Below are 1,918 nucleotides of genomic sequence, written 5' to 3'. Positions count from 1 at the left end.
ACGCCGGCGACCGATCCTCGGTGGCGCAGCGCGGCGGCCACGACCTGCTCACTGATCTCCGGCGGCTGCTGGCGCAGGCAGCACAGGAGGAGCGCACAGCGGACGCCGGTCTGCTCCCATCCGGCCGCCAGGCCGTCGGCCACCGCCTCGACCGCCTCGTCGAGGGTCATCCCCCGCTCGCCGTGCAGCTGCGGCGCGAACCTGGCCTCGCCGTACACGACTCCGTCGGCGTGCCAGTCGTGCACCAGCTCCAGCGCCGCCCGGCGCAGCGCCTCGGGGGTCTGCAGCACCCGCAGGACCGGATCGAGGTAGGTGAGGTAGGTCATCAGGTCGCCGCACTCGCGCGGGGCCACCACCAGCGACTCGACCGGCCCGCCCAGCGTGATGCCCTGCTGCGCGGCCAGCTCGGCGACCGTGGCGGGACGTACCGAACCGTCTAGATGGCAGTGCAGTTCGTAACGGCCGATCATGCGCGTGCCTCCTCCGGCGCCAGCAGGCCGAACAACAGGTCCTTGAAGCTCTTCTCGTGCACGCGGCGGACGAGGGTGACGTTGGGCGGCGGGCCGGTCAACCGCCGGTCGACCATGGTCTGGCCCCGGGCCTCGTCCCCGAGCGCGATCCGCACGTGCGCCGTCTCCCGCTCGGCCACCAGGCCGGGGCGCAGCGCCACCGCCATGGCCACCGGGTCGGGCAGGTCGTAACCGGAGAGCCCGGTCACCCGGGCGGCCCACTCGGTCACCTTGCGGTTGATGCGGTGAGTGAAGCCGGCCAGCGGGGAGTCCAGGGCGATCAGCCGTTCCTGGTCGGCCGGCGTCATCACCGCGTCGCGCCGTGAGACGTCCCAGCCGATCCAGGTGACCCGACCGGGATCGGCCGCCGCGAGGACGACGTGCGCGGCCTCGGGGTCCGCCCAGACGTTGAACTCCGCCGTCGCGCTGATGTTGCCGACCGCGTCGGGCGCGCCGGCCATGCAGTACACCTGCTGGTAGCGGCCCAGCAGGTCGCGGTCGCGCAGCAGCGCGGCGGCCAGATTGGTCAGCGGCCCCAGGGTGACCAGCGTGTACTCGCCCGGCCGCGCGTGGGCCCGGTCGAGCAGCACGTCGACGGCGTGCCCTGCATGGGGATGGCGGGCGGGCCCCGGCAGGCCGAGATCGCCCATCCCGTCGTCGCCGTGCACCGGCTGCGCGGTGGACAGCGGGCGCACCATCGGGCGGTCGCAGCCCTCGAACACCGGCACGCCGTCCATTCCGGCGACTTCCAGGGTGAGCAGCGCGTTGCGGGTGGCCTGCCGCAGCGGGACGTTGCCCGCGACGGTGGTCACCGCCTCCAGCTCGGCGCTCCTGTCGCGCGCGGCGAGCAGCAGCGCCACGGCGTCGTCGGACGCGGTGTCGGTGTCCACGATCAGTTTCATCACGGCTCCGTGAAGGAGGAGGGGGAAAGCAGCTTGTCTAAACGTTTAGATTCAGTGTCGGGTGCAACGATGGTGGCCGCGTACGTGATCTGTCAAGAAGGGAGCGGGTATGGCGGTGACGATGGCCGACGTGGCCCGCCGCGCCGGAACCTCGATCGCGGTGGTGAGCTACGTCGTGAACGGCGGGCCGCGGCCGGTCGCGGCCCGCACGCGGGAACGTGTCCTCGCCGCCGCGGCAGAGCTCGGGTACCGCCACAACCGGGTGGCCGCCGCGCTGCGCTCCGGCTCCTCCGGCCTGGTCGGGGTCGTGCTTCCCGACACGGTCAACCCCTACTTCGCGGCCCTCGGCCAGCGGCTGGAGGAGGCGCTCTCCGCCTCCGGCAAGCTGATGGTCGTGGCGAACTCGGGCTATGACGGGCAGCGCCAGGCCGCCGTGATCGACGCCCTGCTGGGCGCGCAGGTCGACGGCCTGATCGTCGTCTCGGCCCCGGGCGCCGACGACCCGGC

2 protein-coding genes and 1 pseudogene are annotated in these 1,918 nt (G+C 73.1%); 1 reads left to right on the top strand and 2 read right to left on the bottom strand.

Features of this window, described 5'->3' with window-relative positions; all coding sequences use genetic code 11:
* Positions 1–470, bottom strand: a pseudogene (locus AB0K28_RS51660) (adenosine deaminase); the annotation flags it as partial.
* The gene (locus AB0K28_RS51655) at positions 467–1,411 is read right to left on the bottom strand and encodes a nucleoside hydrolase (RefSeq protein ID WP_364386059.1); all 945 of its coding nucleotides are present in this window, start codon (positions 1,409–1,411) and stop codon (positions 467–469) included. The gene AB0K28_RS51655 and the pseudogene AB0K28_RS51660, both read right to left, overlap by 4 nt.
* Before the next feature lie 109 nt (positions 1,412–1,520).
* Between AB0K28_RS51655 and AB0K28_RS51650 the strand changes: the two genes are divergently transcribed.
* Positions 1,521–1,918 (top strand): LacI family DNA-binding transcriptional regulator (locus AB0K28_RS51650; protein WP_364386056.1); only part of this gene is annotated, 398 nt, incomplete at its 3' end.

Source organism: Nonomuraea sp. NPDC049504, assembly GCF_040676845.1.
In the GTDB taxonomy this organism is placed as follows: Bacteria; Actinomycetota; Actinomycetes; order Streptosporangiales; family Streptosporangiaceae; genus Nonomuraea; species Nonomuraea salmonea.
The sequence above is the reverse complement of the archived record's forward strand: the minus strand, read 5'-3'. Positions and strand labels throughout refer to the sequence as shown.

Coding starts and splice junctions, on each gene's coding strand:
- AB0K28_RS51655 (WP_364386059.1), bottom strand. CDS start 1,411: ATGAAACTGATCGTGGACACCGACACCGCGTCCGACGACGCCGTGGCG.